Genomic DNA, 26,438 nt, shown 5'->3' with positions numbered 1-26,438 from the left:
TCACAGCTGCGGAACGAGCCGGGCGAGCAGTTCCCCCATCCGGGACGCGGCGGCGCGGCCGGCAGCCAGCACCTCTTCGTGGTCCAGCGGGTCGCCCAGCCCGGCCGCCAGGTTCGTCACCAGCGACAGGCCGAGCACATCGCAACCCTCGGCGCGCGCGGCGATCGCCTCCAGCACGGTGGACATGCCGACCAGGTCGGCGCCGAGCACGCCGGCCATCCGGACCTCGGCGGGCGTCTCGTACTGCGGGCCGGGGAACATCGCGTAGACACCCTCGCTGATGCTCGGGTCGATCTCGCGGACCAGGGCGCGCAGCCGGGCCGAGTACAGGTCGGTGAGGTCGACGAACCGGGCGCCGACCAGCGGGGAGCGCCAGGTCAGGTTCAGGTGGTCGCTGATCAGTACCGGATCGCCCACCTGCATGCCCGGACGCAGCCCGCCGCACGCGTTGGTCAGCACGATCGTGCGGCACCCTGCGGCTGCCGCCACCCGGACGCCGTGCACGACCGGCTCCACGCCGCGCCCCTCGTAGAAGTGGGTGCGGCCGAGGAAGGCGAGCACCCGCACCCCGGACACGTCCAGCGAACGGATCCGGCCGGCGTGGCCCTCGACGCTCGGCGGCAGGAAACCCGGCAGCTCGGTGACGGTGACCTCGGCGGTGGGCGTGCCCAGGGCGTCGATCGCGGGCACCCAGCCGGAGCCGAGCACGATCGCGACGTCATGTGAGGCGACGCCGGTCCGCTCGGCCAGTGCCGCGGCGGCGTCCTTGGCCACCGTCGCCGGATCGGCGGGCGGTCGGCCCGCGCCCTCTACCGTCTGGTGCTCCATGACCGCCGAGCCTAACGGCCCGACGGTCATTCACCGCGCGGCGTCAGTCGTCCGCCTGCTCCTCGCGCTGGCAGGGCATGCACAGGCTCACCTGCGGCAGTACCTCGAGCCGCTCGGGGGCCAGTGCCGTGCCGCAGCGGCGGCAGCGGCCGTAACGGCCGTCGGCCATGCGCTGCAAGGCGTCGACGACGTCGCGCAGCGCGGCGCGCGCGCCGCGGATCAGCGAGTCGCTGATCTCGCGGTCGCTGCCGCTGAGCAGGCCGAGCTGGTCCGAGCGCTGCAACTGCTCGAGCTGGTCGAGCCGGAACCGGCGCTGCTGTTCGAGCATGCCGCGCAGGACGGCGAGTTGGGTATCGGGCACCGGGGCGCCACGTGCAGCGGGCGCTGCGGATTGGGTCATGAGTACTCCTCGTTGACGAAGCCTGGCCTCCCGCGAGCGGCGGGAGGTGCGGTCAGCTCGTCAACGAGGGCGGTCCCCGGTTGGCCGGGGTCCGGACCGTGGTGTGGTGGGTGCTCTGCGCCGACTCGCTCGGGCGCACGCTGAGCGCCGAGGCGTACACGTCCTGGACCGGGACCGCCGCCACCACCGGCTGGTCGAACTTGGTGGTGGTGCCGTGCTGGTCGGCCGAGGCCGGGTTGACGACCTTGACCAGGTGCATCCGCGAATGGGCGGGGCCGGCCTCGCGGGCGACCAGCGGGCCGAATGCGGCGAAGGCACACAGCAGAGCGGCCATGACGGCAACGACGCGGACCTGCCGCGTCGCCCTCGTCGTCATGGCCTCCATATGATCACAACGGTAGACGAATCGGGTCGGTTCCGCGCCTTCCATTTCGGTGCGCAACGGCGTATAGGCGGCACGAGAGATGGGCCACCTCCGCAGGTCACCCGCGGGCTGCGCGCCATACGATGCGGCAATGTCCGAGGCGATTCTTCCGCTGGCCGCCCAGTTCCCCGGCGCCACGCGTGCGCAGTGGCGTGAACTGGTCGCCGCCGTCCTGGCCAGGTCCGGCACCGACGCGGCGGACGCCGAGGACGCGCTGCGCTCGGTGAGCTACGACGGCATCACGATCAAGGCGCTGTACACGGCCGAGGACGCGCCTTCGGTGCCCACGGGAGCGCCGGGAAGTTCGCCGTACGTGCGCGGTGCGAGCGCGGAGCACACTGCTTGGGACGTCCGGGCGCGGCACGCCGACCCGGATCCGGGCCGTGCCAACGCCGCGGTGCTGGCCGACCTGACGGGTGGCGCGACGTCGCTGTGGCTGGTGCTCGGTGCCGGCGGCGCCGCGGTCGACGACCTCGGCAAGGTGCTCGACGGCGTGCACCTGGACCTGGCGCCGATCGTGCTGGATGCCGGCGCCGACACCTACCGAGCGGTGCAAGCTCTGCTCGGGAGGGCCGAGCAGACCGGTGTCGCGCTCGCCGAGCTGCGCGGCTCGACCGGTGCCGACCCGATCGGGTTGCGCGCCCGTACCGGTGCGGATGCGGACCTCACGCTGCTTCCCGCGCTCGCCGAGCTGGCCGGGCCGGCGCCCGGGCTGCGGGTGGCCACGGTCGACGCCACCGTCTATCACGACGCGGGGGCGAGCGACGCGCAGGAGATCGCGATCGCCACGTCGGTCGGCGTCGCCTACCTGCGCGCGCTGACCGGGGCCGGTCTTTGTGTGGACGACGCGCTCGCAGCGCTGGAGTTCCGCTTCGCCGTGACCGCCGACCAGTTCGCCGGCATCGCCAAGCTGCGGGCGGCGCGCCGGGTCTGGAGCCGCGTCGCCGAGCTGTGCGAGGCGACCACCGGCGCCGCGGGCCAGCGTCAGCACGCGGTGACGTCGGCCGCCATGCTGACGCAACGCGATCCCTGGGTGAACCTGCTGCGCACCACGATCGGCTGCTTCGCCGGCGCGATCGGCGGGGCCGAGGCGGTCACCGTCCTGCCGTTCGACTCGGCGATCGGGCTGCCGGACGACTTCGCGCGGCGCATTGGCCGCAACACGTCCGCGATCTTGCACGACGAGTCCTCGCTGGCCCGGGTCGTGGACGCGGCCGGCGGCTCCTGGTACGTCGAGTCGCGCACCGACCAGCTGGCCACCGCCGCCTGGGACGTCTTCACCGGCATCGAACGCGACGGGGGCGCGCTGGCCGCGCTCGACGGCGGGTCGATCGGCGAGCTGCTGCGCTCGACGTACGAGCGCCGCGCCGCCGACGTCGCGCACCGCCGCGCGCCGCTCACCGGCATCAGCGAGTTCGCGTTCCTGCAGGAGTTGCCGGTCACCCGCCCGGCGGCACCGTCCGTCCCCACCGGCGGGCCGCTCGAAGCGCACCGGTACGCCGAGGAGTTCGAGGCGCTGCGCGACCGCGCTGACGCCGCGGCGGAACGCCCGACCGTCTTCCTCGCCGCACTCGGCCCGGTCGCCGCGCACTCGTCGCGCGCCGGCTTCGCGGCCAACCTGTTCGCGGCAGGAGGCATCGCCTCGGTCGTCGGCACGGGCGAGCCGGACGAGCTCGTCGAGGCGTTCGCCAAGAGCGGCAGCACCGTCGCCTGCCTGTGCTCGTCCGACACGATCTACGCCGAGCGTGCCGAGTCCGAAGCGGCCGCGCTGAAGGCGGCGGGCGCGCAACACATCTGGCTGGCCGGCCAGCCCGGCGAGCGGCTGAACCGCTACCAGAGCGCCGGGATCGACGGCTACCTGTTCGCCGGCTGCGACGCGCTGTCCGTGCTGCGCGCCACGCTCGACGTCCTCGGAGGCACGGCATGATCCCCGACTTCAGCTCGGCTGCGTTGGCCTCTGAGCAGGGCGACACGCCGCCGCCGCACCTGCAGCGCGGCCAACAGTGGCAGACGCCGGAGGGCATCGCCGTCCCGTCGCTGTACACCGCCGACGACCTGGCCGGCCTGGACTTCCTGGACACCTACCCGGGGATCGCGCCGTTCCTGCGTGGGCCGTACCCGACGATGTACGTCAACCAGCCGTGGACGATCCGGCAGTACGCCGGGTTCTCCACCGCCACCGAATCCAACGCCTTCTACCGGCGCAACCTGGCGATGGGGCAGAAGGGCCTGTCGATCGCGTTCGACCTGCCCACCCACCGCGGTTACGACAGCGACAACCCGCGCGTCATCGGCGACGTCGGGATGGCCGGCGTCGCGATCGATTCGATCTACGACATGCGCGAGCTGTTCGACGGCATCCCGCTCGATCGCATGTCCGTGAGCATGACCATGAACGGTGCCGTGCTGCCCGTGCTCGCGCTCTACGTCGTCGCCGCCGAGGAGCAGGGCGTCACGCCGGAACAGCTCACCGGGACCATCCAGAACGACATCCTCAAGGAGTTCATGGTCCGCAACACCTACATCTACCCGCCTGCGCCGTCGATGCGGATCATCAGCGACATCTTCCGGTTCACCAGCCGGCGGATGCCGAAGTTCAACTCGATCTCGATCTCCGGCTACCACATCCAGGAGGCCGGGGCGACGGCCGACCTCGAGCTCGCGTACACCCTCGCCGACGGCGTCGAGTACCTCCGGGCCGGCCTGGGCGCGGGGCTGGACATCGACGCGTTCGCGCCGCGACTGAGTTTCTTCTTCGGCATCGGCACCAACTTCTTCATGGAGGTCGCCAAACTGCGGGCGGCCCGGCTGCTGTGGGCCAAGCTGGTCAAGGAGTTCGGGCCGAAGAACCCCAAGTCGCTGTCGCTGCGCACCCACTGCCAGACGTCCGGCTGGTCCCTCACCGCGCAGGACGTGTTCAACAACGTGATCCGTACCTGCATCGAGGCGATGGCGGCGACCCAGGGACACACCCAGTCGCTGCACACCAACGCCCTGGACGAGGCGCTGGCGCTGCCGACCGACTTCTCCGCGCGGATCGCCCGCAACACCCAGTTGGTGCTGCAGCAGGAGTCCGGCACGACGCGGGTCATCGACCCGTGGGGCGGCTCGTACTACGTCGAGAAGCTGACGCACGACCTGGCCCGCCGCGCGTGGGAGCACATCAGCGAGGTCGAGGCGGCCGGCGGGATGGCGAAGGCGATCGACGCGGGGCTGCCGAAGCTGCGCATCGAGGAGGCGGCCGCCCGCACCCAGGCGCGCATCGACTCCGGACGCCAGCCGCTGATCGGCGTGAACAAGTACCGGCCCGAGCAGGAGGACCAGCTGGACGTCCTCAAGATCGACAACGCCGGGGTGCGCCGCGAGCAGGCCGACAAGCTGCGGCGGCTGCGCGAGGAGCGCGACGAGGCCGCGACCCGCTCCGCGCTGGACGCGCTTACCGCGGGCGCGGCCGAGCCCGGCAGCGGAAACCTGCTGGCGCTCGCGATCGACGCGGCCCGCGCCAAGGCGACCGTCGGCGAGATCTCCGACGCGCTGGAGAAGGTGTACGGGCGACACGCGGCGACGATCCGCACGATCTCCGGCGTCTACCGGGAGGAGGCTGGCCAGGTGGACGTCATCGACCGGGCCCGCGCCGCGACCACCGAGTTCGAGCGGGAACACGGCCGGCGGCCGCGCATCCTGGTCGCCAAGATGGGCCAGGACGGGCACGACCGCGGGCAGAAGGTGATCGCGACCGCGTTCGCGGACCTGGGCTTCGACGTCGATGTCGGCCCGCTGTTCCAGACGCCGGCCGAGGTCGCGCGCCAGGCCGTCGAGGCGGACGTGCACGTGGTCGGCGTCAACTCGCTGGCCGCCGGGCACCTGACCCTGGTGCCGGCGCTGCGTGACGAGCTGGCCCGCCAGGGCCGTCCGGACATCCTGATCGTGGTCGGCGGCGTCATCCCGCCCCAGGACTTCGAGGAGTTGCGCGCTGCAGGCGCCGCCGCGATCTTCCCGCCCGGCACCGTGCTCGCCGAGTCGGCGCTGGCGCTGCTGGACCAGCTCAACTGACCCGCATGACGCAGCAACTGGCCGGGAGCGTGCTCGCCGGTGAACGGGCCGCGATCGCGCAGGCGATCACGCTGGTGGAGTCCAGCCGCGCCGATCACCGCGAGCAGGCGCAGGCCCTGCTGGCCGAGCTGCTGCCGCACACCGGAAGCGCGATCCGGATCGGTGTCTCCGGCGTGCCCGGCGTGGGCAAGTCGACGTTCATCGATCAGCTCGGGGTGAACCTGATCGCCGCCGGGCATCGGGTCGCGGTGCTGGCTGTCGACCCGTCGTCCGCGCGCACCGGCGGCTCGATCCTCGGCGACAAGACGCGCATGGTCCGCCTGGCGGCCGACGAGCACGCGTTCGTCCGGCCGTCCCCGGCCTCGGGCACGTTCGGCGGCGTCGCCAAGGCGACCCGCGAGACGATGCTGGTGATGGAGGCCGCCGGCTACGACGTGGTACTGGTCGAGACGGTCGGGGTCGGGCAGTCCGAGTACGTGGTTGCCGACATGGTGGACACGTTCGTGTTCCTGACGCTCGCCCGCACCGGTGATCAGCTGCAGGGCATGAAGCGCGGCATCCTGGAACTGGCCGACGTGATCGCGGTGAACAAGGCCGACGAGCAGCACGAGGACGAGTCCGCGCGCGCTGCTCGCGAGCTGTCCGGTGCACTGCGTTTCCTGCGCGGCCCCGAGACGCAATGGCAGACCCCGGTGATCACCTGCAGCGGTCTGCACAACGTGAACCTGGACCGGGTGTGGAAGCACGTGCAGCGGCACCGCGATTGGCTGGAGCAGCGCAGTGGCGGACTGGCCGCCAAGCGTGCCGGGCAACTCGTGCACTGGACGCGGGCGATGGTGCGCGACCGGCTGCTCGCCCGCCTGGACGCGCCCGCGGTGCGCGAGGCCGTCGCGGCCGCCGAGGCTGCCGTCCTCGCCGGCGAGCTGACGCCCGACCAGGCGGCGACCCGGATCCTGGCCACCCTCGACCCGTCGCCGACGGAGTTGGCCCCGTAGCAGGGCGACACGCCGCGCGCCACCCTGCTACGGGGCCAAGAGGGGTCAGGGGGCGCGGAACAGGTGGCCGGGGTCGGCGTCGTCCTCGGCGAGCGCGAGCACCTCATCACCCGGCCGCAGCACGGTCTCGCCGCGGACCTGCACCAGCCGGCCGCGCCGGCTGACCATGCTGATCCAGGCGTCCTCGCCCAGGTCGAGGTCGGCGATGGAGCAGCCGTCGGCCGCCGAGCCCGCCGCGACCAGGTAGCGGTGCAACCCCTCGGGCTGCTCGCGAAAGCGCATTCCCAGCGCCCACGGCTCGGGCTCGATCACCCGCATCGGCACCTTCCACAGCCGCGCGAGCACCGGCACCGGGCCGCCCTGCACCACCACCGACACCAGCACGACGACGAAGATCACCGAGTAGATCCGCTCGCCGCCGGCTATCCCCTCGGCGAGCACATAGGTGCCGAGCAGGATAGGCACCGCGCCCTTGAGCCCGGCCCACAGCACGAAGGCCCGCTCGCCGAGCCGCAGCCGGACGGGGATCAGCACGGCGCCGACGAGCAGTGGGCGCACCAGCAGGATCAGCAGTGCGGCCAGCCCGAGCCCGGTCCAGACCCGGCCGTCGCCGAGGGCGGTGCTGATCGGGATGCTCAGCCCGAGCACGGTGAACGCGACGATCTCGCCCAGGCTCGCGGCCGCCCCGGCGAATCGTTCGATCTCCCGCTTGTACGGCGCTCGCGCGTCGCCGACCAGGATCCCGGCAAGGAACACGGCGAGGAACCCCGAGCCGTGGCAGGCCGTTGTCACGCCGAAGATCAGCAATGCGAAGGCGATCGTGCGCAGCGAGTACAGCGCCTCGTTCGGCATCGGCAGGTGGCGCATCAGCCACAGCAGCGCGTAGCCGCCGAGCACACCGAAGACGCCGCCCAGCACCATCTGCAGCACGAACTCGAATGCGCCGTGGCCGACGGCCGACCACCCCGACCCGGTCGCGCCGAGCAGGCTGACCATCAGCGCGATCCCGACCGGGTCGTTGGCACCGGACTCGCCCTCGAGCAGGGTCCCGCTCCGTCCGGAGACCTCGCGCCGGCCGAGTACGGAGAACACGACGGCCGGGTCGGTCGGGGCGAGCGCGGCGCCGATCAGCAGCGCCGGCTTCCAGTCGAAGCCGAACAGTCCGTGCGCGGCAAGGGCGAGCGCTCCCGCCGTGACGAAGGTGCCGGCCACACCGAGCCACGCGATCGCGCCCGCGGCCGCCCTGAACCGGCGCCAGCCGATGTGCATGCCACCGTCGAACAGGATCAGTACCAGCGCGACGGTCACGATCCGCTGGTCGGTACGGATGTCCAGCGAGCCCAACGTCGGGACCAGGTCGGCGGCGACCGACGCGGCCAGCAGGAAGATGGCCGGCGCGGGGATGCCGAGGCGCTCGCTCACCCGGTTGGACGCGATGGCGCCGAGCAGCGCAAGTGCCGCGATCGTGAGGGCGATCGCGTAGGGCTCGATGTCGGACACGGGTTCCTTCGGGGGTCGGCGGCGGCTGTGCCGACCAGACTTCCCGGCGCTCCGATCTAACAGACTAGCGCTTGTCGGGGCTCCCTACCGGTTCCCACCCGCGCTTGACCGGGCGGGCGCCCGCGCCGAGGTCGCCGCGCGAGCGGTAGACGATGTAGGGCCGGGTGAGGTAGCCGAACGGCGCCGAGAACACGTGCACCAGCCGGGTGAACGGCCAGACCGCGAACAGCACCCAGGCCAGCATGGCGTGGACCTGGAAGCCGACCGGAGCGCTGGTGATCTTGTCGACGTCCGGGTTGAAGTAGAAGATCGAGCGGAAGTACGGCGCCACCGTCAGCCGGTAGTCGTGCGGGTGCCCGGTGATGTTGCCGAGGACGGTGGTGGCGAGCCCGGCGACCAGGGTGGCCACGAGCAGCACGTACATCCCCTTGTCGTTCCGGGTGGTTGCCGAGAACACCGGCCCGGTGGTGCGGCGCCGGTAGATCAGGATGGCGATGCCGGCGAGCGTCATGAACCCGGAGATCGCGCCCAGCGTGACTGCGGCGGCGTGGTAGGCGTCCTCGGAGATGCCGATCGCGTCCGTCGCGCTCTCCGGGATCAGGATGCCGCCGACGTGGCCGAGGATCACCAGCAGGATGCCGAAGTGGAACAGCGGCGAGCCGAGGCGCAGCAGCCGGTTCTCGTACAGCTGGCTCGAGCGCGTGGTCCAGCCGAACTTGTCGTACCGGTACCGCCAGATGTGCCCGCCGATGAAGATCGCGATCGACAGATACGCGACGATGACCCACAAGAACACGCTCATCGTTGAGCTCCCATGTACTCCGGCGGGGCGAACGGCTCGAGCCCCACCTCCTCGGCGGGCGGCCCGGATCGCGCCAGCGCGAGCGCGCGGTCCAGATCGCGCGGCGCCGGTTCCGGCAGCACCGCACGGATGACGTCGAGCACGTCGACATAAGGCGATCCGGCGTCGGCCAACGCCATCCGCAGCAGCTCCACGCCGGCCCGGTTCTCCGCGATCAGCCGCAGCCCGACCCCCGGCTGCCGGGCGGCGACCTCGCACACCACGGCGAGGTGATCGGGCAGCTCGCCGTCGGCGATCACGATGTCGGCCTCGCGGTACGCGTGTGTGAAGCGCAGCAGCGCCATGCCGCGCTTGCGGGTGTCGCCGTACGCGTAGTACGTCAGGTGCAGGCAGGTGCGCCGGCGCAGGTCGAACGTGTCGACGTAGTCGCGGGCCAACTCGGCGGGGTCGGTGTCGGCGAGGTGCCCGACGAACCGGGCGAGGCCCGCACCCACCGCGCCGGGCAGCGCGTGCGCGGCCGCGCGCAACAGCTCGAGTCTGCCCAGCAGCGTCTCGTCCGGATAGTCCAGGCACAGCGCCGCGGCCTGCAGTGCCCGGGACCGGTCCAGCTCGCTGGTCACGGCTCGTCCTGCGCGCGCGGTGGCATCACGTCGGCCGCAGCCCCCTTGCCGTCCCAGTTCAGCAGGTTCACCCGCCGCCGCCCGTCGCCCGGATCGACGAAGTCGTCGGACGTCTGGCGTTGCTGCAGCGCGTGGAAGTTCTCGATCGCGATCGGCTGCGGGCCGCCGGAGGACTCGCCGAAGGGCCCGGAGTGCTGCATCCCCGGACCGCCGTCGTAGTCCAGCGAGCAGGCAAGTTCCTCCAGCTCGCCCGCCTGCTCGTGCAACTCGCCGTGCGCCGGCGGGATCACGTAGCGCTCGTCGTACTTGGCGATCGCGAGCAGCCGATACATGTCCCGGATCTCCGCCTCGCTCATCCCCACCGCATCGGGGATGTCCGGACGGGTCGGGCGGCCGAGGTTGACGTCACGCATGTACGAGCGCATCGCGGCCAGCCGGGCCAGCACGTCGCGCACCGGCTTGGGGTCCCCGGCGGTGAACAGCTCGGCGAGGTAGCCGATCGGGATGCGCAGCGCGTCGATGGCGCCGAACAGGTTGCCGGAGTCCTCGGCGTCGTGGCCGTCCTTGGCGAGCACGTCCACCACCGGCGACAGCGGCGGGATGTACCAGACCATCGGCATGGTGCGGTACTCCGGGTGCAGCGGCAGCGCGACCTGGTACTTGCTGATCAGTGCCCAGATCGGCGAGCGCTGCGCGGCCTGCACCCAGTCGTGCGGGATGCCGGCCTCCTCGGCCGCCCGCTGCACCGCCGGGTCGTCCGGGTCGAGGAACACCGAGCGCTGCGCCGCGTACAGGTCGTGATCGTCCGGCGTCGAGGCCGCCTCCAGCACCCGGTCCGCGTCGTAGAGCACGACGCCGATGTAGCGCAGCCGGCCGACGCAGGTCTCGGCGCAGACGGTGGGGATGCCGACCTCGATGCGCGGGAAGCAGAACGTGCACTTCTCCGCCTTGCCCGTGCGGTGGTTGAAGTAGATCTTCTTGTAGGGGCAGCCGGTCACGCACATGCGCCAGCCGCGGCACTTGTCCTGGTCGACGAGCACGATGCCGTCCTCGGTGCGCTTGTAGATCGCACCGGACGGGCAGGACGCCGCGCAGGACGGGTTGAGGCAGTGCTCGCAGATCCGGGGCAGGTAGAACAGGTAGGTGTTCTCGAACTCGGTGCGCACCTGCTCGCCGATCTTCGCCAGGATCGGGTCGTTCTTGGTGAGCTCGGGCGCGCCGCCGAGCGCGTCGTCCCAGTTCGCCGACCACTGCACCTTCATCGGCCTGCCGGTGAGCAGCGACTTCGGCTGGGCGACCGGGATGTGCTGCTGAGCCGGCGCGGCGATGAGGTTCTCGTAGTCGTACGTCCACGGCTCGTAGTAGTCGCTGATGTTCGGCAGCAGCGGGTTGCTGAAGATGGTGGACAGCTTCTTGAGCCGGCCGCCTGCGCGCAGCGTCAGCCGGCCGCGCCTGGTCAGCTTCCAGCCGCCGTTCCAGCGTTCCTGGTCCTCGTAGGTGCGCGGGTAACCCTGACCGGGCCGCGTCTCGACGTTGTTGAACCAGACGTATTCGACGCCGGCCCGGTTCGTCCAGGCCTGCTTGCAGGTGACCGAGCACGTGTGGCAGCCGATGCACTTGTCCAGGTTCATGACCATGGACATCTGAGCCATGACGCGCATCAGTACTGCACCTCCTGCGACCGGCGGCGGATCATGGTCACTTCGTCGCGCTGGTTCCCGGTGGGGCCGAGGTAGTTGAACGCGTAGGCCAGCTGGGCGTACCCGCCGATCAGGTGGCTGGGCTTGATGAACAGCCGGGTGCCGCTGTTGTGGATGCCGCCGCGCTTGCCGCTGGTCTCGGCGATCGGCACGTCCACGACCCGCTCCTGCGCGTGGTACATGTACACGGTTCCCTCGGGCATCCGCTGCGAGACGATCGCGCGCGCCACGATCACGCCGTTGCGGTTGACGGCCTCGATCCAGTCGTTGTCGCTCACGCCGACCTTCTTCGCGTCCTGCGGGCTCATCCAGATCGTCGGGCCGCCGCGCGAGAGCGAGAGCATGAACAGGTTGTCCTGGTACTCCGAGTGGATCGACCACTTCGAGTGCGGCGTCAGGTAGCGGACCGAGACGCCGAGCTCACCGACGCTGCCCAGTTGCGGCTCGCCGAAGAGGCGGTGCATGTCCAGCGGGGGCCGGTACACCGGCAACTGCTCGCCGATCTCGCTCATCCAGTCGTGGTCGAGGAAGAAATGCATCCGTCCGGTCAGCGTGTGCCAGGGCTTCTCGCGCTCGACGTTGACCACGAACGCCGAGTAGCGGCGCCCGCCCGTCTCCGAGCCGGACCACTCCGGCGAGGTGATCACCGGGGTCGGCCGGGCCTGGGTGTCGGCGAAGGTGATCTGCTTGCCCTCGTGCTCGGCCGCGAGGTCCGCCAGTTGGACGCCGGTGCGCTGCTCCAGCGAGTGGTAGCCGGCCACCGCGAGCTGCCCGTTCGTCGTGCCGGACATCGCCAGAATCGCCTCGCACGCCTGGGCATCCGTGCCGAGCGCGGGACGTCCGGCGCCTGCGCCACCGCGCACCAGGCCGTTCTTCGCGCCGAGGTAGGAGATCGGCTTGGTCAGGTCGAAGGTGATCCCCTTGGTGGTGGCGCCGAGCGAGTCGGCGAGAGGCCCGAGCGCTCCGAGCTTGCCGGCCACCGCTGTGTAGTCGCGCTCCACGAGCACCAGCTTGGGGAAGTTGACGCCGGGCACGGCATCGACACCGTCGTCCCGCCAGTCACGCACCATGCCGTGCGGTGTCGCCATCGCATCGGCCGTGTCGTGCATCAGCGGCACCGCGACGAGATCGGTGCGGGTGTCCAGCCGTCCGGCAGCTAGCTCACTGAACCGCTTCGCCAACGCGTGGAAGGTGTCGAAGTCGGTGCGGGTCTGCCACGGCGGCGGGATGGCGGGGTTGAACGCGTGCACGAACGGGTGCATGTCGGTGCTGGACAGGTCGTGCTTCTCGTACCACGTCGCCGCGGGCAGGACGATGTCGGAGAACAGCGTCGTGGACGTCATCCGGAAGTCCATCGTCAGCAGCAGGTCGAGCTTGCCGGCCGGGGCCTCGTCACGCCAGCGGACGTCTGCGGGGCGGGCGTCCGGAGCGGCCTCCTCGGCGCGCAGCGAGTCCTGCGCTCCGATCAGGTGCTTGAGGAAGTACTCGTCACCCTTGGCGCTCGAGCCGAGCAGGTTGGAGCGCCAGACCGTCAGCACGCGCGGCCAGTTCGCCTCGGCGTCGGGGTCCTCGCAGGCGAAGCCGAGCTTGCCCGAACCCAGCTCGGCGCGGACGAAGTCGGCAGGCTGCTCGCCGGATCGCTCGATCGCGTCGGCGAGCTCGAGCGGGTTCCAGTTGAACGTCGGGTACGACGGCATCCAGCCGAGGCGTGCCGACGTCGCGATCAGGTCGGCCGCGGTGCGCCCGGCGAACCGTCCGGTGCCCAGCGGCGAGGCGAGGTGACCGTTGTCGGCCTGGTCGTAGCGCCACTGGTCGGTGGCCAGGTAGAAGAATGCGGTGCCGATCATGGTGCGTGGCGGGCGCGACCAGTCGGACGCGGCGGCGTACATGCTGTAGCCGGTGAGCGGGCGCACCTTCTCCTGCCCGACGTAGTGCGCCCAGCCGCCACCGTTCACGCCCTGGCAGCCGGTCAGGGTCACCAGCGCGAGGAAGGTGCGGTAGATCGTGTCGGAGTGGAAGTAGTGGTTCGTGCCGGCGCCCATCACGATCATGGAACGCCCTTGTGATTCCGCGGCATTCTCGGCGAACTCGCGGCCGATGCGTGCGGCCGCCGCGGCCGGGACCGAGGTGATCTCCTCCTGCCAGGCAGGAGTGCCGGGCTGGCTCGGGTCGTCGTAGCCGCTCGGCCAGTCACCCGGCAGGCCGTCGCGGCCGACCCCGTAGTTCGCGAGCAGCAGGTCGAACACGGTGGTCACCAGCCGCCCGCCGATCCGGCGCGCCGGCACACCGCGTCGCATCGTCGCGCCCGCGCCGCTGGGTTCGTCGAACCGGGGCAGCAGCACCTGCACCGGTTCGGCATCGGCATCGCCGTAGAGGCTCAACTGCGGCGAGACGTCGCCGAGCTTCAGGTTCCACCTGCCCACGCCGGCGTCGCCGAAGCGATCCCCGAGCGTGCCGTTCGGGACCACCGGCTGACGCGTCGTCCGGTCCAGCAGCACGGTCTTGAACGCCGCGTTCTCCTCGGTACCGCCGAGGTCGGCGGACGTGACGAACTTGCCGGCCGTGTAGGCCTGCCCGTCCTGCTCGTCCAGCTCGTCCAGCGTGACGAGGAACGGCAGATCGGTGAACCGGGTGACGTAGTCGTGGAAATACTGCGTCTGCCGGTCGACGAAGAACTCCTTGAGCACGACGTGCCCCATCGCCATGGCCAGCGCGGCGTCGGTACCGGGCTGCGCGGGCAGCCACTCGTCGGCGAACTTGACGTTGTCGGCGTAGTCGGGCGAGACCGCGATCACCTTCTGGCCGCGGTAGCGCGCCTCGACCATCCAGTGCGCGTCGGGCGTCCGCGTGACCGGCAGGTTGGAGCCCCACATGATCAGGTACGACGAGTTCCACCAGTCACCGGACTCGGGCACGTCCGTCTGGTCGCCGAACACCTGCGGCGAGGCGACCGGAAGGTCCGCGTACCAGTCGTAGAAGGACAGCATCGGGGCGCCGAGCAGGGCGTGGTAACGCGCGCCTACGCCGTGGCTCACCATGCTCATGGCGGGGATGGGGGAGAACCCGGCCATCCGGTCCGGCCCCCAGGTGCGAATGGTGTGCACCTGGGCCGCGGCCGCAAGCTCGACCGCCTCGTCCCAGTGGGCGCGGACGAAGCCGCCCGAGCCGCGGGCCTTGACGTACCGCTCGCGCAACTGCGGCGTGCCGACGATCTCGGCCCAGGCCGCGACCGGGTCGCCGTTGTTGCGCGCCTTGGCCTCGCGGTACAGCTGTAGCAGCACGCCTCGCACGTACGGGTAGCGCACCCGCGTCGGCGAGTACGTGTACCAGGAGAACGCGGCACCGCGCGGGCACCCGCGGGGTTCGTACTCCGGGCTGTCCGGCCCCACCGTCGGGTAGTCGGTCTGCTGCGACTCCCAGGTGATGATGCCGTCCTTGACGTACACCTTCCACGAGCACGAGCCGGTGCAGTTCACGCCGTGAGTCGAGCGGACGACCTTGTCGTACGACCAGCGGTCCCGGTAGAACGAGTCGGCCTCCCGCCCGCCCTCGCGGGTGATGGTGCGCAGATCGGCCGATACGACACCGGGACGCAGGTGCCGGCCGGCGCGAAGGAGGGCCTCGGTCAGCGGATCGTCGAGTGCCGCCACCGGGTGCTCGCGGGAGTTCATACGTCTCGTGGCTCCGTTCGTCGTCGCGCCGTCGGCCTGACGCTATCGAGAAAGATCGGGAACACTGCACTTGGCCCCGCTAAACAGTTGTTCTATGTTCTGAACATGCATTCAGCACACGACCTCACTGCCGCGGCAACGATCCGCGACGCAGCGATGGGGCTGTTCGCCGAGCGGGGCCTGGCGGGGGTGACCGTGCGTGACATCGCCGCCGCCGCCGCCGTGTCGCCGGCTCTGGTGATCCATCACTACGGCTCCAAGGCAGGGCTCAAGAACGCGGTCGACCAGCGCGCCATCGAGCTGCTCATGGCGGTGTTCCCGGTGGAGAGTGCCGATCCGCTCGACCCCGACGCATTCTCCGCGATGAGCGAGGTCATGGTCGATCTGATCGACACCCATCCGAGCCTGATGCCCTACCTGCGACGCCTGCTGATCGACGGCGGGCCTGCCGCTGACGCGCTGTTCCGCATGCTCTACGACGGCACAGTCGCCTCGCTGGCCGCACTCGAGGCAGCGGGCCTGCTCGCGCCCACCGCGGACGCGGCGCTGCGGGCGGCGTTCCTGCTGGTCAACGACCTGGGCGCGGCAATCCTGCGCGAGCAGCTTCGCGCAGTCGTCGGGGTCGACCCGCTCAGCCGCGCCGGCATCGGGCGCTGGGGCGACACGGTGATGGAGGTGTACGGCGGCATGTTCGCCCGCGCTCGGGCGAAGTCGTCACCGGCAAAGGGAAAGGGACGCAAATCGTGATCATCGAGATCGACGGGCTGACCCGGCGCTTCGGCACTCGCCGTGGCGTCACCGACGTCAGCCTGCACGTCGACGCCGGCGAGGTGTTCGGCTTCCTCGGCCCGAACGGCGCGGGCAAGTCGACGACCATCCGGCTGCTCCTGGGCCTCTACCGCCCGACGTCCGGACGGATGCGGGTGTTCGGCCTCGACCCGACCCGTGAGGCGGCGGCGATCCACCGGCGCGTCGGCTACCTGCCTGGCGAGCTCGCACTGTTCGGCCGGCTGACCGGCCGCGAGCACCTGGCGCACTTCGCGCGCGCCCGCGGACTGACCGACCTGGCGTTCCGCGACGAGCTGGTCGAGCGGTTCACGGCCGAACTGGACCGTCCGGTGCACACGCTGTCCAAGGGCAACCGCCAGAAGATCGGCATCGTCGCGGCGTTCATGCACCGGCCGGACCTGCTCGTGCTGGACGAGCCGACCTCCGGCCTCGATCCGCTGCTGCAGGACGAGTTCGCGCGCTTGGTGCGCGAGAGCGTCGACGGCGGCCAGACCGTGCTGCTGTCCTCGCACGAACTGGACGAGGTGCAACGAGTCGTCGATCGGCTAGCCATCATCCGCGAAGGGGAGATCATCGTCACCGACACGATCGACGGGCTGCGCAAGGCATCCCCGCGCACCGTGGAGTTCCACTTCGGCCGGCCGGTGGAGGCGGCGGCGTTCGCGGCGCTGACGGGCGTGCGCGTCGCCGAACACGAGCGCGATCGGATCGTGCTGTCGGTGACCGGGGAGATCGCGCCGCTGCTCCGCGTTGCCGCCGACCTCGATCCGGTCGACCTCACCGCGCGCCCGGCCGATCTGGACGAGTTGTTCCTGAGCTACTACCGAAACTCCCCGGAGCTGCACGATGTTCACTGAGCTTGCCCGCCTGGACGCCCGGCTGCGTCGCCGGTCGATGATCGGCTACGCGCTCGGCATGGCCGGCTACGCCTTCGTCATCGTCGCCCTCTACCCCACGTTCAAGGACGACTCGAGCCTGAACGAGTTCACCAAGGGCGGCTCGAAGCTCGCGGCACTGTTCGGTGCGAGCGGCCCGTTGACGACCCCACCGGGCTGGCTCAACGCGAACGTGTACGCGAACTTCCTACCGCTTGTCGTGCTGCTGCTGACTATCGGGTACGGCGCGTCCGCGATCGCCGGGCAGGACGAGGACGGCACGCTCGGCATGCTCGCCACGCTCCCGGTGACCCGGCGCAGCTTGCTGCTGCAGAAGGCCGCGACGATGGTGCTGATCGGCGTGCCGGTCAGCCTGCTGACGTTGATGGTCGTGCTGACGGGGCGCTGGTTCCAACTGCCGATCGGTTCGGCGAACCTCGTCGGGATCTCGGTGGGCGCGCTGCTGCTCGGCGTCGACTTCGGTGCCCTCGCGTTGCTGCTCGGCGCGCTCACCGGCAGTCGCGGCACCACGCTCGGAATCACCTCGGCACTGGCCGCGGCCGCCTACCTGATCAGCTCGCTCGCGCCGGTGGTGCACTGGATCCGGCCGGCCCGCTTTGCCTCGCCCTTCTACTACGCCGTCGGCAACGGCCAGTTGGTGAACGGGCTCAGTTGGTCCGCGCTCGTCGTCCTCGTGGTGACCGCCGGTGTGCTGCTGGCCGGTGCGGTGTTCGCGGTCGAGCGGTTGGACATCCGCTGACCACTAGGCTGTGAGTCGATGACCGCGGGTGGGCTCGACGTCGTTGCGGTGCGCCGTGATCTACACGCGCACCCCGAACTGGCGTTCGCCGAACATCGCACCACCGCGGTCATCATCGACGTATTGCGCGGCGCGGGCCTCGCGCCACAGCCGCTCCCGTCCGGAACCGGTGTCGTGTGCGACATCGGCCCGGACGACGGCAGCGGGCCGCTGATCGCTCTCCGCGCCGATATCGACGCGCTGCCGATCCAGGACCTCACCGAGGTTCCGTACCGCTCCCGCATCGGCGGCGCCTGCCACGGCTGCGGGCACGACGCGCACACCGCGATCCTGCTGGGCGCCGCGACCCGGCTCGCGCAGTTGTCGCTGCCGGGCACGGTGCGGCTGGTCTTCCAGCCCGCGGAGGAGTCGCTGCCCGGTGGTGCACTGACAGTGTTGGCCGCCGAGGTGCTGGACGGTGCGCAGCAGATCTTCGCGCTGCACTGCGACCCGCGCCTGGAGGCAGGCCGGATCGGCGTGCGCGTCGGCCCGATCACGGCCGCGTGCGACCAGGTCGAGGTGGTGCTGACCGGCCGCGGCGGGCACACGGCCCGTCCGCATCTCACGGTGGATCTGGTCTACGCGCTGGGGCTGCTGATCACCGAACTGCCCGGGCTGCTCTCGCGCCGGGTCGATCCGCGGGCCGCGCTGTCCTTCGTCTGGGGTGCCGTCGAGGCCGGGCAGGCGACCAACGTGATCCCGTCGACCGGGAGGTTGCGCGGCACGCTGCGCGTGTTCGACCGCACCGCCTGGCACGCGGCCGAACCGATGACCCGCGAGCTGATCAGCCAGATCGTGCAGCCGACCGGCGCACGCGTCGAGACGTCCTACGTGCGCGGTGTGCCGCCGGTGGTGAACGACCCGTCGGCCGTGGCGGTGCAGCGCGCGGCGGTGCTGGCCGGGCTGGGCCCGGACGCGCTCGCCGGCACCGAGCAGAGCATGGGCGGCGAGGACTTCGCCTGGTACCTGGACAAGGTCCCCGGTGCGATGGCGCGGCTCGGCGTGCGGCCGCCTGGCGGGGAACCGTTCGACCTGCACCAGGGCACCTTCGACATCGACGAGTCGGCGCTCGACGTGGGGGTGCGGTACACCGTGGCGTTGGCGCAGGCGGCCCTGGACTCGGCACGCGGCACGGCGCTCGGCACCGGACGCGGGGCTACACCCGCCGGCTGAACCAGACCGTCGAGCCCGCGAACGCGGCGCCGCCCACCGCGCAGAGCAGGCAGAACGCGTTCGCGAGCGCCGACCCGACGGCCAGCGTCCAGAGCGCGCCGCCCACCAGGACAGCGACGAGAACCAGCCCGGTGAAGGATGTGGACCGGAGGATCACCTGCTGCTGCCGCTCGTCCGCCGGGCCGCTGCTCAGCAGGGACATGGCCTCGCTGCGGCGGCTCAGGGCGATCGCGACGGCGCCGTAACCGATCATGATCACCGGCCCGGTGATCGCCAGGGACCGGTCGTGGCGGACCAGCCCGATGCTCAGGTACGCGATCGCGGCGGCGACGCAGACAGTGGCGAACTGGATCCGTCCGTCACGAAGCACAGTCTTGATCGACATGGAAAATCTCCTCCACGGTCGTTCGGAAATGGCGGGCGATGGAGATCGCGAGCGGCAACGACGGGTCGTAGCGACCGGTCTCGATCGCGATCACCGTCTGGCGCGAGACGCCCAGCTGTTCGCCCAGCGCGGCCTGCGACAAGCCGGCGGCCTGGCGCAGGGTGCGGACGTCGTTGCGCATCTGTCAAGCGTCCTTGACTCCGACGCGCTTGTCAAGGTCGCTTTACAGCCAGGGCGTCATTCGCCCAGCGAGCGGCACGGCCGCGAGCGCAACTCGGCCACGTAGTCATCCGGCGCTCCGGCTGCCTGGGCCGCCTCGGCGATCAGCCCGAGGTGGCGCGCCGAGGGCAGGCCACCCTCGTAGCCGTTCAGTCCGTACACCCACGCCAGCAGCTCGCCGTCCAGCGTCGCGACCCGCAGCTTGATCTTGGTGTACAGCCCGGTGTCCGCGCCCTCCCAGTAGTCCAGCACGGCGAGGTCCTGCGGCGAGACGTCGTACAGCGCCACGAACACCTGGCTGCTGGGGTCCGGGACGACCATGGCCAGCGCGCCGTCCCAGCCCAGGTCCTCGCCGCCGAAGGTCAGCCGCCAGCCGTTCAGCCAGCCGGTACCGGCTGCCGGGGAGTGCGGGCAGCGCTCGAGCATCTGCTCGGGATCCATGTTCGAGCCGTATGCGGCGTACAGCCCACCGGTTGCTGACATCGAAGCGGAGCGTACCGACAGTTCGGTCCGGACGGGTGGACGGCGCGGCTCCGGACGCACGGTGCGGGACAATGCTCGGCGTGACGCGCATCGTGATCCTCGGCGGCGGACCTGCGGGCTACGAGTCGGCCCTGGTGGCCGCCCAGCTCGGGGCCGAGGTGACGGTCATAGGCGTCGGTGGGGGTCCCCCCGGCAATGGGGGCGTAGCCGCCGGGGGAGGCTTGGGCGGCTCGTGCGTGCTCACCGACTGCGTGCCGAGCAAGACGCTGATCGCCACGAGCGACCGGGTCACCGCCTTCCGGGACGCGCCGAGGGTGGGCGTCGGCGGCGCGGTGTCCGCCGAGGTGCACGTCGACCTGCGCCAGGTCAACGCGCGGATCAAGGCCCTGGCGCTGCAGCAGTCCGAGGACATCACCGAGCGGCTGCTGCACGAGAAGGTCACCGTGCTCGCCGGCGCGGGACGGTTCGCCGCCGAGCAACCGCCGCGCGCGCACCGGGTGGAGGTACTCGACTACTCCGGGCGGATCATCGAGACGGTCGAGGCCGACGTCGTGCTGCTCGCCACCGGCGGGACGCCCCGCGTGCTGCCGACCGCCGTGCCGGACGGTGAGCGGATCCTGTCCTGGCGGGACGTGTACGAGCTGACCGAGTTGCCCGAGCACCTGATCGTGGTCGGCTCCGGCGTCACCGGCGCCGAGTTCGCCAGCGGCTACTGCGAGCTCGGGGTGCCGGTCACCCTGGTATCCAGTCGGGACCGAGTGCTGCCTGGCGAGGACCCGGACGCGGCCGAGGTCATTGAGCAGGTGTTCACCTCGCGCGGCGGGACGCTGATCAAGCGGGCGCGAGCGTCGGCGGTGCGCCGCTCCGACGACGGCGTGCTCGTCGAGTTGTTGGACGGGCGGGTGGTGCACGGCTCGCACGCGTTGATGTGTGTGGGGTCGGTGCCGAACACGCCCGACCTCGGGCTGGAACACGTCGGCGTGGAGCTGAATGCTGACGGCTACATCGGCGTCGATCGTGTCTCGCGCACCAACATCCCGTCCATCTACGCGGCCGGTGACTGCACCGGGGTGCTGCTGCTCGCCTCGGTGGCCGGCATGCAGGGCCGGATCGCGATGTGGCACGCGCTCGGCGAGGCCGTGGCGCCGCTGCGGCTCAAGACCGTGGCGGCGAACATCTTCACGCACCCGGAGATCGCCACGGTCGGGATCGGCTACGAGGCGATCACGTCCGGTGCCGTACCCGCCCGGAGCATCACCCTGCCGCTCGCCACGAACGCCCGCGCGAAGATGCAGGGCCACAGCGACGGGTTCGTCAAGGTGTACTGCCGGCCGGCCACCGGCGTAGTGGTCGGTGCGGTGATCGTCGCCCCGAACGCGTCCGAGTTGATCTTCCCGATGGCGCTGGCCGTGCAGCGCGGCCTCACGGTCGCGGACGTGGCCGGCACGATCGGCGTCTATCCCGCGCTGTCCGGCTCGCTGGCCGAGGCCGCCCGCCGGCTGATGTTGCACGACGACCTGGACTAGAAGGACATCATGGTTGATCTCTCACCCGAGGCGCGTGCCCGCGCCGGCCGCACGATCGAGGTCGCTGCCGTGTTCGCCGAGCACGTCGAGCTCATCGTCGCCGAGCTGCCCTCCGTCCCGGACGGGCATGTGCTGGTCGCGATCGTCGACGACTCGCACGCGTTCACCGGCACCCATCACGTCGAGACCGCCTCGATGGTCGAGCGGGTGCCGGAGCTGGAGGGCGGCGGCTGGGCGATGGTGTTCCCGCCGGGGACGACGCGGGCGGACATCGAACGTCGGACGGCCGAACTCGTCGAGATCAACCGCAAGCGGATCGCTGCCATCGATCGGATACGCGCCCGCCGCAACTGACTCCCGGAGCTCGTCGGTCGGTCGGCCGGAGGTGCGCCGCGGGTGGGGCGGCTGGCGCGTGCACTCGTGCCTCGGGTCGCGCTGCCGGGTCACGGTCCGCCTGTGGTGAGGGTCGCGCCGACGGCGGTGGTTCGTCTCGTGCCTGGCTCGCGCTGCCGGGTCGCGTTCGCGCGTGGTGGTAGACGCACCGACGGGGCCGGGGGCTGCATCCTCGGCTCGCGCTGCCGGGTCGCCTCCGAACGTGGTGAAGGGCGCACCGACGGCGGCTGCGGCCGTTTCGGCTGGCGCTGCCGGTCGCCTTCGCGCTGGGCTGCTGGGTTTGTGCTCGTCATGGTCTGCCCGCTGCAGCAGGTTCCGGTTGCCCGCGATTCGCCGAGAAATCTCGAGTATCGCCTTGTTTCGGGTGGAATCTGTCGGTCACACCTGCTATTATCGCTAGCATGTTCGGCAGTGACGTCAGTCCGGAAGCGGGCACCGTGCTGGCCGAACTCGACACCGTGTTGCAGCGGCTGAACACCCTGGTGCTGGACTCTCACAGCGACAGCGAAGTCCTGGCCCCGTGGCGCGAACTGGAACACCGGCGCCGCACCCTGGCCCCGATCGATCACGCCCTGATCGGACAGTTGCAGACCCGCAACGTCCCGCACACCCTCGGGGAGCGTTCGATGACGACACTGGCGCGCAGCGTGCTGCGGGTCGGCATCGGTGCGGCCAAAGCCCGCGTCGTCGCGGCCGAAGCACTCGGACCGCGCCGCACCCTGCTCGGCGAACCCCTCGAACCCCTCTACCCGGTCCTGGCCGCGGCGCAAGCCGCCGGTCAGGTGTCCGAACCGGCCGCGAAGCTGATCGTGCACACCATCGAACAGCTCCCCGACGCGGTACGGGCCGAGGTCGACCGGGACCTCGAACACACCCTCACGAAGCAGGCCGGCGAGCTGGACCTGGACCAACTACGCACCCTGACCCGGCACGTCACCGCGCTACTGGACCCGGACGGGCTACTCACCCAAGAAACCCAGCGGCAACGCCAACGCGAAGTCACCCTCGCCATCCGCCCCGACGGGTCCGGCCGGTTGAGCGGCAACTGCACCGCCGAACTCACCGAGTGGCTGCGCACAGTGTTCGACACGCTCGCCAAACCCAAGCCTGCCGCCGATGGCGGGAAGGACCCCCGGACTGCGCCGCAACGGCGCCACGACGCGCTCCTGGAGGCGCTCAAACTCACCGCCCGCGCCGAACTGCTGCCCGACTGCGGCGGCATCAGCAGCACCCTGCTACTCAGCATGACCCGCGAGGCGTTCCTCACCGGCACCGGCACCGCCACCACCGGACACGGCACCATCGTGCACGCCAGCACCGCCCGGCAGTGGGCCGACGGCGGGGACACCCTCGTACAACCCGTCTGGATCAACCAACACCGGCGCATCGAAGCCCTCGGCACCCCCTGCCGCATCTTCACCCGCCAGCAACGCCACGCCCTGATCATCCGAGACAAAGGCTGCTCATTCCCCGGCTGCGACGCACCACCACAACACTGCCAGGTCCACCACATCGTGCCCTGGGCCGACGGCGGACCCACCCACATCGACAACGGCTGCCTACTCTGCACCTACCACCACCGCACGTTCGAACGCCTCGGCTGGGTGTGCCGCATGCTCAGTGGGAGTCCCCCCGCCAATGAAGGCGTAGCCGGCGGGGGAGGGATCCCGCACTGGATCCCACCCGCCTGGACAGGCAACCAAACCCCCATCCGCAACACCGCACACGACCCCCGACCGAGCTTTCCCCTGAAGACATAGGGCAAGCGGCGCGGATCGTCGCCGCAGATGATGAAGACATCAGTCCGGGTCGGGTCCGGAGGGTGGCAGTAGACCGTGCTGCCGTAGGCGGTAGGCACGGAACTCGTCGGCATACGCAGCGGCGATGAGCGCCGGCCCGAAGACGAAGAACGACGCGGTGAGCTCGCGTAGGCCGAGCTCGCCGGGAAGGAACAGCGCACCGATAGCGAACGGCAGGGCGGTCGCCAGGATCCGTAGGCTTTCGCGCAGCCGCCAGCCGCGCGAGTTCAGATCGCGAAAGACCCACTCGTCATAGCGTTCGGGGAGCCGGAAGCCGATCGCGTACAGCAGCCAGCGGCCTACCGGTGGGCGCTCGGCCATACGTCCATCTTGCCCGGCCTCAGAGCTTCGCGATCCGCTTGTTCGAAAGGCGCATCAGCCAGCCCGGTGCGACCGCCGCGGCAGCGCGCATCACCTTGGCCTGCCTGCCCACTGCGCGATGGACTCGGCGCACGCGGCGTGGCCGGACCGCGTCGAGAACCGCGTCCGCGACGTCCTGCGCGCTCAGACGCACCCCCAGCGAGTCGGTACTGGCGGCGTGCCGCTGGGCGAGCATCGCCGTGTCCACGAACAGCGGCCACAGCGCGGTGACCGTGATGCCGTCCGCGGCCCACTCCAGTTCCAGGGCCTCGGTCAGGCCGCGCACCGCGAACTTGGTCGCCGAGTAGGTCGCGAGTTCGGGCTGGCCGTAGATCGCGGACGCCGAGCACAGGTTCACCACGTGCGCGCCAGGCGTCGCCCGCAGGTAGGGATACGCGGTATGGCAGCCGTTGATCACGCCGTCGACGTTCACCCGCACCGTGCGCAGATGCACGTCCAGGTCGACGTCGGCGAACCGGCCGATGCGCAGGACGCCCGCGTTGTTCACGAGCACGTCCAGCCGACCGCCGGAGACCTCGGCGAACTCGGCCAGCCGTGCGGTCCAGCCGGCCGGATCGCTCACGTCGAGAACAGCCGTCCAGGTAGCGCCACCGGCCGCCTCGACATCGGCCGCCAGCGATGCCAGCCCGGCCCCGTCGACGTCGGTACAGCCCACGAGGTAGCCGGCCGCAGCGAACCGCAGCGCCGTGGCCCGACCGATCCCGGCCGCCGCGCCGGTGATGAAGGCGGCCGGCACCAAGATCAGTCCTTGATCTCGCAGATCGCCGATCCGGACGTGACGACCGCGCCGACCTCGGCGTTCAGCCCGGTGATCGTCCCGCTCTTGTGGGCGTTCAGCGGTTGCTCCATCTTCATCGCCTCGAGCACGACGATCATCTGGCCGGCCTCGACCACGTCGCCGTCGGCAACCCCGACCTTGACGATGGTGCCCTGCATCGGAGCGGTCAGCGCGTCGCCGGACAGGGCCGCGCCGGACTTCTTGCCGGCGGAGCGCTTGGGCGCGGCCTTGCGCGCGCCCGATCCGCCTCCGGAACCCGCACCGAAGCCTGCCGGCAGCGAGACCTCGAGCCGCTTGCCCCCGACCTCGACGACGATCGTCTCGCGCGGACCTGCCTCCTCAGCGGACTCGGCGGCACCGCTGAACGGCGGGATCTGGTTGTCGAACTCGGTCTCGATCCAGCGCGTGAAGATGGTGAACGGGGTGTCGTCGCCGGTCGCGAACGCCGGATCGCGCACGACGGCGCGGTGGAACGGCAGTGCGGTCGCCATCCCCTCGATCACGAACTCGTCCAGCGCCCGGCGCGCGCGCTGCAGCGCCTCGGCGCGGTCCTCACCGACCACGATCAGCTTTGCGAGCAGCGAGTCGAACGCGCCGCCGATCACCGAGTTCGGGCCGACGCCGGAGTCGACGCGCACGCCGGGTCCGGCCGGTTCGTGGTAGGTCGTTACGGTGCCGGGTGCGGGCAGGAAACCCCGGCCCGGGTCCTCGCCGTTGATGCGGAACTCGAACGCGTGCCCGCGCGGCGCCGGGTCCTCGGTGAAGCGCAGCTTCTCGCCCTCGGCGATACGGAACTGCTCGCGCACCAGGTCGATGCCGCTCGTCTCTTCGGTGACCGGGTGCTCGACCTGCAGCCGTGTGTTCACCTCCAGGAAGCTGATGACTCCGTCCGCACCCACCAGATACTCGACCGTGCCGGCACCGTGGTACTTCGCCTCGCGGCAGATCGCCTTGGCGGACGCGTGGATCGTCGCGCGCTGCTCGTCGGTCAGGTACGGCGCCGGTGCCTCCTCGACCAGCTTCTGGTTGCGCCGCTGCAGCGAGCAGTCGCGGGTGCCCACCACGATCACGTTGCCGTGCTGGTCGGCGAGCACCTGCGCCTCGACGTGCCGCGAGCGATCCAGGTACCGCTCCACGAAGCACTCGCCGCGACCGAACGCGGAGATCGCCTCGCGCACCGCGGACTCGTAGAGTTCGGCCACCTCGGACAGCTCGCGGGCGATCTTCATGCCGCGGCCGCCGCCGCCGTAGACGGCCTTGATCGCGATCGGCAGCCCGTACTCCTCGGCAAAGGCGATCACCTCGTCCGCCCCGGACACCGGATCCTTGGTGCCGGCAACGAGCGGCGCACCGGCGCGCTCGGCGATGTGCCGCGCGACCGCCTTGTCGCCCAGGTCGCGGATCGACTGTGGCGACGGGCCGATCCAGGTCAGTCCGGCGTCCAGGACCGCCTGGGCGAAGTCCGCGTTCTCGGACAGGAAGCCGTACCCGGGGTGCACCGCGTCGGCACCGGAACGCTTGGCGGCGTCGATCACCTTGTCGATGACCAGGTACGAATCGGCCGGGGTGTTCCCGCCGAGCGCGAACGCCTCGTCGGCCGTCTGCACATGCAGTGCGTCGCGGTCGGGTTCGGCGTAGACGGCCACTGACGTGTAGCCGGCGTCCCGACAGGCGCGGGCGACCCGCACTGCGATCTCGCCACGGTTGGCGATCAGCACCTTCTGCACTGCCGAGCCTCCTGAGGTCCGGGCACGCATCCATGACCCGGGAGCACCAACACCGTCCTGGCGGACACTACCCGCGCCGGATCGGACGAACCGAGCGGATGTGGTGCTTCTCGCGTGC

General features: G+C 70.9%; 24 protein-coding genes. 10 read left to right on the top strand and 14 right to left on the bottom strand.

The genetic code is table 11. The features are described 5' to 3' along the window. The 3 genes from M6B22_RS08060 to M6B22_RS08050 are packed head-to-tail and all read right to left on the bottom strand — an operon-like array spanning position 1 to position 1,604. Positions 1-828: a purine-nucleoside phosphorylase gene (locus M6B22_RS08060; protein WP_269445254.1), complete on the bottom strand. Its 828-nt coding sequence runs from the start codon at positions 826-828 to the stop codon at positions 1-3. Positions 829-871: 43 nt separating this feature from the next. Then, positions 872-1,228, bottom strand: a complete 357-nt coding sequence (locus M6B22_RS08055) for a TraR/DksA family transcriptional regulator (protein WP_269445253.1) — start codon at positions 1,226-1,228, stop codon at positions 872-874. 52 nt (positions 1,229-1,280) lie between these two features. After that, entirely contained in the window at positions 1,281-1,604 is a 324-nt protein-coding gene (locus M6B22_RS08050) for a hypothetical protein (protein WP_269445252.1), read from the bottom strand. Positions 1,605-1,743: 139 nt separating this feature from the next. On the opposite strand from M6B22_RS08050, the gene M6B22_RS08045 reads away from it, so the two are divergent. The 3 genes from M6B22_RS08045 to meaB are packed head-to-tail and all read left to right on the top strand — an operon-like array spanning position 1,744 to position 6,700. Then, entirely contained in the window at positions 1,744-3,579 is a 1,836-nt protein-coding gene (locus M6B22_RS08045) for a methylmalonyl-CoA mutase family protein (protein WP_269445251.1), read from the top strand. Further along, the gene (gene scpA / locus M6B22_RS08040; protein WP_269445250.1) at positions 3,576-5,705 is read left to right on the top strand and encodes a methylmalonyl-CoA mutase; all 2,130 of its coding nucleotides are present in this window, start codon (positions 3,576-3,578) and stop codon (positions 5,703-5,705) included. Before M6B22_RS08045 ends, scpA begins: the two co-directional genes overlap by 4 nt. A gap of 5 nt (positions 5,706-5,710) precedes the next feature. Continuing rightward, positions 5,711-6,700: a methylmalonyl Co-A mutase-associated GTPase MeaB gene (meaB, locus tag M6B22_RS08035; RefSeq protein WP_269445249.1), complete on the top strand. Its 990-nt coding sequence runs from the start codon at positions 5,711-5,713 to the stop codon at positions 6,698-6,700. Between the two features lie 45 nt (positions 6,701-6,745). Here meaB and M6B22_RS08030 read toward each other — a convergent pair whose 3' ends face one another. The 5 genes from M6B22_RS08030 to M6B22_RS08010 all read right to left on the bottom strand — a co-directional run bounded on the left by M6B22_RS08030 (position 6,746) and on the right by M6B22_RS08010 (position 14,993). Next, positions 6,746-8,200, bottom strand: a complete 1,455-nt coding sequence (locus M6B22_RS08030; RefSeq protein ID WP_269445248.1) for a potassium/proton antiporter — start codon at positions 8,198-8,200, stop codon at positions 6,746-6,748. Positions 8,201-8,264: 64 nt separating this feature from the next. Further along, positions 8,265-9,002 carry a respiratory nitrate reductase subunit gamma gene (gene narI / locus M6B22_RS08025; RefSeq protein WP_269445247.1) on the bottom strand — a complete coding sequence of 246 codons (738 nt, stop codon included), beginning with the start codon at positions 9,000-9,002 and terminating at the stop codon, positions 8,265-8,267. After that, positions 8,999-9,622 carry a nitrate reductase molybdenum cofactor assembly chaperone gene (narJ, locus tag M6B22_RS08020; RefSeq protein WP_269445246.1) on the bottom strand — a complete coding sequence of 208 codons (624 nt, stop codon included), beginning with the start codon at positions 9,620-9,622 and terminating at the stop codon, positions 8,999-9,001. Before narJ ends, narI begins: the two co-directional genes overlap by 4 nt. After that, positions 9,619-11,283, bottom strand: coding sequence for a nitrate reductase subunit beta (gene narH, locus M6B22_RS08015; protein ID WP_269445245.1), 1,665 nt, complete (start codon positions 11,281-11,283; stop codon positions 9,619-9,621). The genes narJ and narH overlap by 4 nt, the downstream gene beginning before the upstream one ends. Further along, entirely contained in the window at positions 11,283-14,993 is a 3,711-nt protein-coding gene (locus M6B22_RS08010) for a nitrate reductase subunit alpha (RefSeq protein ID WP_269445244.1), read from the bottom strand. The genes narH and M6B22_RS08010 overlap by 1 nt, the downstream gene beginning before the upstream one ends. 105 nt (positions 14,994-15,098) lie before the next feature. Between M6B22_RS08010 and M6B22_RS08005 the strand changes: the two genes are divergently transcribed. The 4 genes from M6B22_RS08005 to M6B22_RS07990 are packed head-to-tail and all read left to right on the top strand — an operon-like array spanning position 15,099 to position 18,629. After that, positions 15,099-15,740: a TetR/AcrR family transcriptional regulator gene (locus M6B22_RS08005; RefSeq protein ID WP_269445243.1), complete on the top strand. Its 642-nt coding sequence runs from the start codon at positions 15,099-15,101 to the stop codon at positions 15,738-15,740. Further along, positions 15,737-16,639 (top strand): ABC transporter ATP-binding protein, encoded by a 903-nt coding sequence (locus tag M6B22_RS08000; protein ID WP_269445242.1) that lies wholly within the window; start codon positions 15,737-15,739, stop codon positions 16,637-16,639. The genes M6B22_RS08005 and M6B22_RS08000 overlap by 4 nt, the downstream gene beginning before the upstream one ends. After that, positions 16,629-17,417, top strand: a complete 789-nt coding sequence (locus M6B22_RS07995; protein WP_269445241.1) for an ABC transporter permease subunit — start codon at positions 16,629-16,631, stop codon at positions 17,415-17,417. The genes M6B22_RS08000 and M6B22_RS07995 overlap by 11 nt, the downstream gene beginning before the upstream one ends. Positions 17,418-17,435: 18 nt before the next feature. Beyond that, on the top strand, positions 17,436-18,629 hold the full coding sequence (locus M6B22_RS07990; RefSeq protein ID WP_269445240.1) for an amidohydrolase: 1,194 nt from the start codon (positions 17,436-17,438) through the stop codon (positions 18,627-18,629). Here the strand turns inward: M6B22_RS07990 and M6B22_RS07985 are convergent. The 3 genes from M6B22_RS07985 to M6B22_RS07975 are packed head-to-tail and all read right to left on the bottom strand — an operon-like array spanning position 18,613 to position 19,716. After that, the gene (locus M6B22_RS07985; RefSeq protein WP_269445239.1) at positions 18,613-19,014 is read right to left on the bottom strand and encodes a hypothetical protein; all 402 of its coding nucleotides are present in this window, start codon (positions 19,012-19,014) and stop codon (positions 18,613-18,615) included. The genes M6B22_RS07990 and M6B22_RS07985 overlap by 17 nt on opposite strands. Next, positions 18,989-19,195 (bottom strand): helix-turn-helix transcriptional regulator, encoded by a 207-nt coding sequence (locus tag M6B22_RS07980; RefSeq protein ID WP_269445238.1) that lies wholly within the window; start codon positions 19,193-19,195, stop codon positions 18,989-18,991. Before M6B22_RS07980 ends, M6B22_RS07985 begins: the two co-directional genes overlap by 26 nt. A 56-nt stretch (positions 19,196-19,251) precedes the next feature. Further along, the gene (locus M6B22_RS07975) at positions 19,252-19,716 is read right to left on the bottom strand and encodes a gamma-glutamylcyclotransferase family protein (protein WP_269445237.1); all 465 of its coding nucleotides are present in this window, start codon (positions 19,714-19,716) and stop codon (positions 19,252-19,254) included. Between the two features lie 80 nt (positions 19,717-19,796). Between M6B22_RS07975 and M6B22_RS07970 the strand changes: the two genes are divergently transcribed. The 3 genes from M6B22_RS07970 to M6B22_RS07960 all read left to right on the top strand — a co-directional run bounded on the left by M6B22_RS07970 (position 19,797) and on the right by M6B22_RS07960 (position 23,395). Then, positions 19,797-21,242: an NAD(P)H-quinone dehydrogenase gene (locus tag M6B22_RS07970; RefSeq protein WP_269445236.1), complete on the top strand. Its 1,446-nt coding sequence runs from the start codon at positions 19,797-19,799 to the stop codon at positions 21,240-21,242. Between the two features lie 9 nt (positions 21,243-21,251). Further along, on the top strand, positions 21,252-21,596 hold the full coding sequence (locus M6B22_RS07965) for a hypothetical protein (protein WP_269445235.1): 345 nt from the start codon (positions 21,252-21,254) through the stop codon (positions 21,594-21,596). Between the two features lie 440 nt (positions 21,597-22,036). Further along, a complete protein-coding gene (locus M6B22_RS07960; RefSeq protein ID WP_269445234.1) occupies positions 22,037-23,395 on the top strand; it encodes an HNH endonuclease signature motif containing protein in 1,359 nt (452 codons plus the stop codon). Positions 23,396-23,434: 39 nt separating this feature from the next. On the opposite strand, the gene M6B22_RS07955 is transcribed toward M6B22_RS07960, so the two are convergent. The 3 genes from M6B22_RS07955 to M6B22_RS07945 are packed head-to-tail and all read right to left on the bottom strand — an operon-like array spanning position 23,435 to position 26,320. Beyond that, positions 23,435-23,755: a DUF5313 family protein gene (locus tag M6B22_RS07955; protein ID WP_269445233.1), complete on the bottom strand. Its 321-nt coding sequence runs from the start codon at positions 23,753-23,755 to the stop codon at positions 23,435-23,437. A 19-nt stretch (positions 23,756-23,774) separates the two neighbouring features. Next, positions 23,775-24,557, bottom strand: a complete 783-nt coding sequence (locus M6B22_RS07950) for an SDR family oxidoreductase (protein ID WP_407935664.1) — start codon at positions 24,555-24,557, stop codon at positions 23,775-23,777. After that, a complete protein-coding gene (locus M6B22_RS07945) occupies positions 24,557-26,320 on the bottom strand; it encodes an acetyl/propionyl/methylcrotonyl-CoA carboxylase subunit alpha (RefSeq protein ID WP_269445231.1) in 1,764 nt (587 codons plus the stop codon). The genes M6B22_RS07950 and M6B22_RS07945 overlap by 1 nt, the downstream gene beginning before the upstream one ends. Positions 26,321-26,438 lie beyond the last annotated feature (118 nt).

The organism is Jatrophihabitans cynanchi, assembly GCF_027247405.1.
GTDB classification, from domain to species: Bacteria; Actinomycetota; Actinomycetes; order Mycobacteriales; family Jatrophihabitantaceae; genus Jatrophihabitans_B; species Jatrophihabitans_B cynanchi.
The sequence above is the reverse complement of the archived record's forward strand: the minus strand, read 5'-3'. Positions and strand labels throughout refer to the sequence as shown.

Bases quoted from the DNA above. Each gene is read 5' to 3' on its own strand.
- M6B22_RS08060 (WP_269445254.1), bottom strand. From the start codon at position 828: ATGGAGCACCAGACGGTAGAGGGCGCGGGCCGACCGCCCGCCGATCCG.
- M6B22_RS08055 (WP_269445253.1), bottom strand. From the start codon at position 1,228: ATGACCCAATCCGCAGCGCCCGCTGCACGTGGCGCCCCGGTGCCCGAT.
- M6B22_RS08050 (WP_269445252.1), bottom strand. From the start codon at position 1,604: ATGACGACGAGGGCGACGCGGCAGGTCCGCGTCGTTGCCGTCATGGCC.
- M6B22_RS08045 (WP_269445251.1), top strand. From the start codon at position 1,744: ATGTCCGAGGCGATTCTTCCGCTGGCCGCCCAGTTCCCCGGCGCCACG.
- scpA (WP_269445250.1), top strand. From the start codon at position 3,576: ATGATCCCCGACTTCAGCTCGGCTGCGTTGGCCTCTGAGCAGGGCGAC.
- meaB (WP_269445249.1), top strand. From the start codon at position 5,711: ATGACGCAGCAACTGGCCGGGAGCGTGCTCGCCGGTGAACGGGCCGCG.
- narI (WP_269445247.1), bottom strand. From the start codon at position 9,002: ATGAGCGTGTTCTTGTGGGTCATCGTCGCGTATCTGTCGATCGCGATC.
- narH (WP_269445245.1), bottom strand. From the start codon at position 11,283: ATGCGCGTCATGGCTCAGATGTCCATGGTCATGAACCTGGACAAGTGC.
- M6B22_RS08010 (WP_269445244.1), bottom strand. From the start codon at position 14,993: ATGAACTCCCGCGAGCACCCGGTGGCGGCACTCGACGATCCGCTGACC.
- M6B22_RS08005 (WP_269445243.1), top strand. From the start codon at position 15,099: ATGCATTCAGCACACGACCTCACTGCCGCGGCAACGATCCGCGACGCA.
- M6B22_RS07995 (WP_269445241.1), top strand. From the start codon at position 16,629: ATGTTCACTGAGCTTGCCCGCCTGGACGCCCGGCTGCGTCGCCGGTCG.
- M6B22_RS07990 (WP_269445240.1), top strand. From the start codon at position 17,436: ATGACCGCGGGTGGGCTCGACGTCGTTGCGGTGCGCCGTGATCTACAC.
- M6B22_RS07985 (WP_269445239.1), bottom strand. From the start codon at position 19,014: ATGTCGATCAAGACTGTGCTTCGTGACGGACGGATCCAGTTCGCCACT.
- M6B22_RS07980 (WP_269445238.1), bottom strand. From the start codon at position 19,195: ATGCGCAACGACGTCCGCACCCTGCGCCAGGCCGCCGGCTTGTCGCAG.
- M6B22_RS07975 (WP_269445237.1), bottom strand. From the start codon at position 19,716: ATGTCAGCAACCGGTGGGCTGTACGCCGCATACGGCTCGAACATGGAT.
- M6B22_RS07965 (WP_269445235.1), top strand. From the start codon at position 21,252: ATGGTTGATCTCTCACCCGAGGCGCGTGCCCGCGCCGGCCGCACGATC.
- M6B22_RS07960 (WP_269445234.1), top strand. From the start codon at position 22,037: ATGTTCGGCAGTGACGTCAGTCCGGAAGCGGGCACCGTGCTGGCCGAA.
- M6B22_RS07955 (WP_269445233.1), bottom strand. From the start codon at position 23,755: ATGGCCGAGCGCCCACCGGTAGGCCGCTGGCTGCTGTACGCGATCGGC.